General features: G+C 53.4%; 6 protein-coding genes. 5 read left to right on the top strand and 1 reads right to left on the bottom strand.

The window, feature by feature from the left end; translation table 11 throughout:
- Positions 1–916: 916 nt before the first annotated feature.
- The 5 genes from FBQ85_23045 to FBQ85_23025 all read left to right on the top strand — a co-directional run bounded on the left by FBQ85_23045 (position 917) and on the right by FBQ85_23025 (position 4,515).
- Positions 917–1,309, top strand: coding sequence for a hypothetical protein (locus FBQ85_23045; GenBank protein MDL1878021.1), 393 nt, complete (start codon positions 917–919; stop codon positions 1,307–1,309).
- Positions 1,310–1,468: 159 nt separating this feature from the next.
- Entirely contained in the window at positions 1,469–2,098 is a 630-nt protein-coding gene (locus FBQ85_23040) for a MotA/TolQ/ExbB proton channel family protein (GenBank protein ID MDL1878020.1), read from the top strand.
- Positions 2,095–2,562 (top strand): biopolymer transporter ExbD, encoded by a 468-nt coding sequence (locus FBQ85_23035; GenBank protein ID MDL1878019.1) that lies wholly within the window; start codon positions 2,095–2,097, stop codon positions 2,560–2,562. Before FBQ85_23040 ends, FBQ85_23035 begins: the two co-directional genes overlap by 4 nt.
- A gap of 3 nt (positions 2,563–2,565) precedes the next feature.
- A complete protein-coding gene (locus tag FBQ85_23030) occupies positions 2,566–3,078 on the top strand; it encodes a biopolymer transporter ExbD (GenBank protein ID MDL1878018.1) in 513 nt (170 codons plus the stop codon).
- Positions 3,079–3,111: 33 nt separating this feature from the next.
- Positions 3,112–4,515, top strand: a complete 1,404-nt coding sequence (locus FBQ85_23025) for a TonB family protein (GenBank protein MDL1878017.1) — start codon at positions 3,112–3,114, stop codon at positions 4,513–4,515.
- A gap of 377 nt (positions 4,516–4,892) precedes the next feature.
- Here FBQ85_23025 and FBQ85_23020 read toward each other — a convergent pair whose 3' ends face one another.
- Positions 4,893–7,100, bottom strand: a complete 2,208-nt coding sequence (locus FBQ85_23020; protein ID MDL1878016.1) for a hypothetical protein — start codon at positions 7,098–7,100, stop codon at positions 4,893–4,895.
- Positions 7,101–7,680: the final 580 nt, after the last annotated feature.

Genomic DNA, 7,680 nt, shown 5'->3' with positions numbered 1-7,680 from the left:
TGACGGCGCGCCCGAATTCGCCTTATGCCGGCAAAGCCATTTATGCGGCGGCGCGTTGTTATGAAAATGCCGGCTTGCAGGAAAACGCGCTCAAAACCTACGATCGCTATCTGGCCACGAATCCCGCGGAAAGCGAACAGGTGATGGAAGCGCTCTGCCGCGCCGGTGATATCTGTTTCAAGCGCCAGGATTTCAGATTGGCGGCCAGTTACTTCGGCCAAGTCGCGGAAAAATTTTTGCAGGCGCAGCGCAGCGGCCAAAGCGTCGAGCCTTATTTCCCGGCGCAAGCACAATTCATGCTGGGCGAGATTCAATTCGATACATATCGCCGCGTGAATCTCGAGCCCCCGCTCGACAAGAGTTTGCAACGCAAACAAGCGCTGTTTAAAGACGTGCAGACGGCTTACACCACAGCGGCCAAATATCAAGTCGGCGAGTGGGCGACGGCGGCGGTACATCGCATCGGTTCGGCATTCGAAGAATTTGCGCGCGCCTTTTGGGAGTCGCCGCGCCCCTCGCTGGAGGGCGATTTAAAAGTGCAATACGAGCAGAAGCTGGACGAACGCATTCGCCCCTTCAAAGAAAAAGCTTACGAAACCTACGAAGCCAATTTGCGGCAAGCGCGGGAGAATGAGATATCGAATGACTGGGTTGATCAAAGCCGCACTCGTCTACAAACGCTGGCGGCCGAGCTGGGTCGTGAATTACCGCCGGAGGAACAAGTAGCGCCTGCCACCAACGGCACACTGAATTCAACTCCCGTCGGTGATGGCGGTGCGCAGGCGCAACCGTCCGCAGCCGGGTCCGCGGTTAAACCAAATGACATAAGAACGGTCTCGCGGGCTTCAACCAAAGGCAACGAAAAGTAGTTTTGCACCAACATTTTGTCACAGAACGGAATCGGATGACAAGGAACATGTTTGACCAGCAAAATAACGTGCCCGCGACAAAGCCGCGCAGCCTCGACGCAGCCCTGCTGTTGGCGCTGATGTTGAGCGTATTGGCCGGCAGTGCGCATGCACAGCAAAAAGCTGCTCCGGATACGACATCGCACGCTGCGTTGCAGGATACGACGCACATTCCTGCGGTTGACGAAGCCGCTGCGGCTTCGAGAATCTTCATGAAGAATATCGAAGTGTTGGGTACCATTGCCAAGCCGCAGGCGTTGTTCATCATTCCCGGTCGCGATCCTCAAGTTGACGGCATCGAAATCGACCGTTCCTTCTTCCGGGACATTTTTCGACCGTTGGAGAAGGATTACCATCCGCCAAATACTCGCCGCTATCTCAAAGATCAAACACTGTGGTAAATGTTGCCGGAAACGTTAACGAGTAAATTTGTCGCCACGATTGAAGTACCGCGAAGAGTTGCATGCCGGCGGTTTGCAGAACGCGCCGGCTTTCATTTCTTCGTTTGCAAATTTTTAAATCCCAATCTCTCGTTTTAAGTCAAGGAGGTTTGAATCTGTATGGGTGCATTTGTCAATTTTTTTGCGTCCGGCGGAAGCTGGATGTGGGCGATTCTGCTCACATTGATTTTGGCCGTGGCCATAATCATCGAGCGTTTCATTGTGTTGAATTTCAAGAATCGCATTGATTCGACCGCGTTTGTCAGCAAGATTCTCGAGTTGATCCAGCGCGGCAACATCGCCAATGCCGTGGAGTTGTGCAGCATGTCGCAAGCAGCGCTGCCGCGCATCACGCGCGCCGGCCTGGAGGAATACATGAAGAATCCCACTGACGTGCAGCATGCGATGGAAGTTGCGGCCATGGCGGAAATTCCGAAAATTGAAAAGCGGACGTCGTATCTCTCGTTGTTGGCGAACATTGCGACGTTGCTCGGCCTGCTCGGCACGATTTTCGGCCTGATCGATTCCTTTGCTGCAGTCACGAATGCCGATGCCTCCCAAAAGGCAGCCTTGCTGGCTTCCGGTATCGCGGTTGCCATGAACACCACGGCATTCGGCTTGATTGTCGCCATTCCCACGCTGGTTTTCTATTCGATGCTGAACGAGCGCATCACCGCGATTACGGATGAAATCAACGAAAACGCAGCGCGTATTTTTCAGCGCCTGAATCGTGTCAAGGTGACGAAATGAACTTGAAAGCAACCGTCGGGCGCAAGCACAAGACCGGCGCGGATCTCGACATCATGCCGGTGATGAATTTGTTTTTGATTCTGGTTCCCTTTCTGCTGGTCACGGCAACGTTCGTCGAGTTGGCGGTTTTGGATATTTCCCTGCCGGAGCTGCAAAACACCGCGCGCACGGCGCAACAGCAGCAAGCGCAAGAGCGCAAACCGGCCGTGCTGAATTTGCTTGCTATTCGCGCCGGCGGCATTGAATTGAAAAGCCCGACGTTCACGTTTGGCCCGATTCCACGCAAGGCCGAGGGCTATGACTATGACTTGCTCAAATCCTATTTGGCGCAGGTCAAGCAAAAATTTCCGGACGCCAGCGACGTGGTTATTTCGCCGGAAGACAATATCCGGTATCAAGTGGTGATTGATGTGATGGATAATTGCCGGGTTGCCGGCTTTCCCAATGTTTCGATTTCAGGTTGAGTTATGATAAAACTAGGACATTCTGCCGGCGGTTTCAAGAAAGTCGGCCGCAGCAATAAAGGCCTCAATCTTTCGTTGCGCCTGACCTCGATGATGGACATGTTCACGATTTTGCTGGTGTTCCTCTTGAAAAGCTTTTCTTCGGAGGGCCAGTTTGTGACCGTAAGCCCCGAGCTTACGCTGCCGAAATCGATCAGCACCATCAAACCCAAACCGGCGCCCATCATCAGTGTGACGAAAGAATGGATCATGCTGGATGATAAGCCGTTGGTCAAAATCGATGATCTTGATCTCGGCGCGAGTTTGCAAATTCCAGAACTGCAGGCCGCTTTGTTGGATCAGAAATCCATTGCGGAAGCGTTGGGCAAACAGGATGAACGCTTTGGTTTTCACGGCAAAGTCGTGATCATGAGCGACCGCGACATGGCGTTTGCGATCATCAAACGTGTGATGGCGACCTGCGGTGTGACCGGCTACAACAACATGGAACTGCTGGTGTACGGCAATCCCTCGTGATGACTGGTGAATTCACAAATTGATTGAAATAGAATGGCAGGAATCCAACATTTAAGGCTGCGCATCGAATGCAACGGCGACGTGCGCGTGCGGCATTTGCGTCCGAAAGAAGCGTTGAGCGTCGGCCTGGGCCCGGACAACGATATCGTGCTTTTCGGCAGCGGCTTTCCCAAGAAAATGAACATGTTCGTGCCCAACGGCAACGGCTACGAGCTGCGTTTGCTGGACGGCTGCCGCGGTGAAGTTGTGCAAGAAAACACGCGGCTGAACTTTACAGACTTGCTTTCCCAAGGCCTGTTGCCCAAACGCGACGGGTATCCCTATATTTCGTTGACGCCCGGTAAAGTCGGATATGTTCATCTTCATGATATCCGCATCGATTTTGCCTTTGACAATGCACCCGCCGAAATGCTCGACTTCTCCGGTTTTTCGCCGGCGCGGGCATTTTTGAAGAATTTGAAAGAGGACGGGCTGTTTCGCTCGATTCTGGCGGGCCTGCTCGTGCTGAATACCGGCGCGTCTTATTGGCTCAGCACGATTCCATTCGAGCCGCCGAAACAAGATATGCCGATGGAACAAATCGTGCGCCGCATTAGCAAATTTATTCCCAAGGCCGAGGAGCCGCCGCCGCCCGCGCCTCAACTCGCGCAAGCCACGACCGCCAAAACCGGCGCGGAAGAAAAGAAAGAAGAAAAAGAAGAGGACAAGGGCGCGGAAGACGGCTCGACCAAAGAACGTGAGGGCAAACGCAATCAAGGTTATGGCGAGAAAAAGGAAAATTCCGGCCAGGGCGTGAATCTTGAAGAGATGGCGGCGTTGGCCTTGCTCACCGGCAGTGGCGCGAGCGACAATGCCAGCAATGTCATCGACGGCCTTTTGGATCAGGGTTTGGCGACGCAGTTAACCAGCGTGACGACCAACACAAAGCTGACGGCCGGCGGCCGCGCAAAATCCGGCGGTAGCGGCGCGGATCCGAATGACATTCTCGCGGCGAGCTTGATCGGCGAAGGCGAGGGCGGCGGCGGCGCGAAGATCGATGAGATTCTCGCCGGCGATGTTGGCTCGCAAAAGAAAGTGAAGCTGGAAAAAGCCGCGCGCGTGAAGGTGGAAACCATGAGCAAAACCGGCGGCTCGCAAGAGGCGCTGGGCGCGCGCAGTGAAGAATCCCTGCGCAGCGTGCTGATGAAGAACATGGGCCGCTTGCAATACATTTACAATAAATATCTCAAAACCAACCCGGAGATCGGCGGCAAAGTGCAGGTCGAGATCACCATCAATGCCGACGGCACGGTTGCCAAAGCGGTGGTGCTCAGCTCCGAAATCCCGATCGCGGAACTTCAGAATGAAATTATCGACGCAATCAAACGCTGGAAGTATGATGTTATTGCCAGCGGCTCATTGACGGTGGTGTGTCCGATCGTGTTTTATAAAGTGTGACGCGTACCGCGGCAAAGCCAACGGAGAAAAGTGGTTCGTATAATCGCTTCTCCGATTTAAAATAAAACAGCCCGAATTGAACAAAGCAAGGCGGAGTGTACGCTTGCATTGATTGATTCGGGCTGTCTCATTATCTCAAATCACGAATGAAGGCTAATATGCGATTAGCTTTAGAATAAAATTTTGAAAGTCTATGACGAATAATTCTGCAGATAAATCATCCTGTCAAAGTTTTTTGCGAGGCTCGGTGACTTCGGTGTATTTCGCTGAGTAATTTTTTGCTGCTTCACAGAAGCTTTGCTTTGCAGCTTGTCTGCAAAGCGGCTTATTATATTAACGTATGGTCGCGCGTATTCGCCTTCTGAACATCAGTGCCATTACTTCGTCGTCGTTTCCTGTCCGAGGGCAGTGGCTTCCCAAGTCCATTTCACGTCAACGCCCGGCCCCGGGTTTTCAAATTCCATCCAATAAAGCTTGCCTTCGTTTTTGTTTTTGATATTCACGGATTTGCCGGAGCTGCTCGCTTGCACAGTCGCGTTTGCTGCCGGGATGAACACCAGCACACGCATGATGATGCCGGCCGGGCTATTTAAAGAAAACGCATATTCATTTTTGCTTCGGCGTTCCTGCGCAACAATGCCACTGGCGGACACCACGTGGGCCTGCGTACTGTCGATCTTCGACAAATCGTACAACAACGCTTGCTCGCCCGGTGCAATCGCAACCTGCGTGAGATGCGGCAAGCGTTCATCCCACACGTCAATAAAATCGCCCTGCAAAACCTGAGCGCCGGCATTGGCGGTTTCGGCAAACGTGGCAGCGACGACATAAGGCCCGCGCCGCAGCCGCAGATAATTTTGCGTCTGAACGGTTCGCCCGGCAGGCAGGGCGGCGTTCACCAATTCCAATAGTTGCGTTGCGCCGTTGGTTTTGTGCGCAAACGAGGAGGGGTTTTCGGCCAAATAGATAAATGAGCCCATGCCAACTTGATTGCGTCCGGGCTTCGGCCAGTATCCCAGCTTGAGTGTTTCGAATAAATGCTCCGCCGGATTGGTGTAGTCGAACATGCCTTTGCGCCACCAATCTTTTACTTGATTGAAGGGATCATTGCCGTCGTCGATGAAGATCAACGTGCCGCCGGCGCGTACCCAGGTTGTTAGCCGTTCATGCCATTCATAATCCTGCGGCTGCATGAACCGATAACTTAAAAAGATCACCTTATAGCCCGTGAGATAATGCGGCTGATGGAGATTTTCCAGCGCCAGGGGTTGCACGAAAACACCGTGTTTGAGCAGCGGCAATGCCAGGCCATAAAAAAATGAGAGCAACGAATCACTGGCAGCAGGCGCCGCACGCTGCAATAACATGGCATCACTCATGAGAATGCCCACGCCGCGCTCTGCGGTTTCATAATCGGAATGTTTGTGTGTCATGTCTTTGAGAGCGTGATTGATTGCCAACAGTGTCTGCACGGAAAGCGCAGGCGGCGCGGCGGCCATGCGCCCGGAGTCCGCGGGCGCCGCGCTTTTGTTCCGCGCTGCGGCGAGTAGAGTTTGCGGAATCGCCGGCAGTTCAAAGCGCCGAGGCTCGGGATAAAACAATGCCGCCGTGAGTTGCGCGCGGTAAAGTTTTCCGCTTTCTGGCAGCGCTTCTCCTCCTCCGCTGAACGGATCGAGACGCAGCAGCAATTGCTTGCCGTGACCGCGCACTTGATTGGCAAACAGGCCGTATTGCAAAAAAGCGGTTTCAAAAGGACGCGCCGCGCTCACGTTCGAGTAGACGTTGGGCGCAAGTAACGCTTCCCCATCAATTTCTGCGAGCACACCATCGCAATCGGGAATGTGCAACACGCGCGTTGCCGGGCCGACAAAGCCTCGCCGGGCGTTCTCAAGCAGGCTGCGAGTGGCAAGATAGCATTTAACCTCACGATTCTTTTCTTGCGCGTATTGTTTTGCATGCGCAAAAATGTCAACCACAGCTTCCCAATACAGGCGTTGCTGCAGTTTGCCGGCCATATACCGCCACTCGGCTGAAGCGGAGGGATTTTGCCAGTCGCTTTTGAACTGCTCACGCCAACTGCGTTTGAATGACGCGCTGGAATCCGCGCCCGGCAAAAATACGGGATGCTCGAGATAGATGGCCTCTGCGCCGCAGTCGATCGCATGCGTTATTTGGGACTTGAGATAAGCAATGAACGGCTTTGCCGGAAAGAAATAATCATGGCTTTCGCTGTGTTGCCAATCTTCGTGCGGGCGGCCATCCCAAAGCCCGGCAACATAGTCTTGATAATCCCCCCGGTTTGCGCCGAGCAGAAAATGAATGCGAAAATTCTTCTCCCGCCAGCTTTTTGCGCGATGCAAAAACGTGTCGTCTGCCCGCGACAGTAAAACAGCCTGCGCGCCGATCTCAGCGGCCGGCTGCCAGGCAGTGGTTGCACGCAGGGTCGTTTGCACTGAGGCGGTGGTATCGTGGATTGTTTGCAGTTGGGCGGGCAGCGGCAGGCACAGCAGCAGAAAAGCAGTTTTGCAAAATGCGCGTTTGACGGTTTCCATGTCCATAAGATGATCGTTGTCCTTAACAGTCATTTGTGCCAGATTTGAAATATTCTCCGGGTGCGCGATTTTTTTTGCGTAGAGATAGGCGAAGCGCCTCGGAATGTATTACCGGCAGAGGGCCGTAATCGCGGGACTTCCGGCGAAATCGGCCAGGCAAAAAAGCATGGCATCCGCGACCGGGACTTGCTATATTCCCGAAAACGAATGTTCGCCAAGGATCGACGATTGAATAACTTTCCCAATCTCCAACCGCGAATAGACGCGAATCATCGCGAATTAAAAAGCATCAGCGGCCATTCGCGTTGATTTGCGGTTTACGGAAAATGACTAGTTTATTTAAATGACGATCCTGAAACGAACCGGTCTGCGAAATTTTGATGACGGCTTATGACATTTCCTGAGCAAAAAGTTTCTGGACAAAAGACAGCGAATACCCGCTGGTGGCCGTTTGTTGCCCTTCTGGCTCTGAGTATTCTCGCGCTTATTTTTATCTGGGAGTTTTGGGAAAGCCCGATCCGTCAGTCCAAAGTCCTGGCGACAATGTATGTACTGGGACTCGCGCTTATTTTGGCGTTGGTGTGGCTGTTCGCGTTCTCGCGGTTGCGTTGGC

Source organism: Cytophagia bacterium CHB2 (assembly GCA_030263535.1).
Taxonomy (GTDB): Bacteria; Zhuqueibacterota; Zhuqueibacteria; order Zhuqueibacterales; family Zhuqueibacteraceae; genus Coneutiohabitans.
Note: the sequence above shows the minus strand (reverse complement) of the source record. Positions and strands in the feature narration are given on the sequence as shown.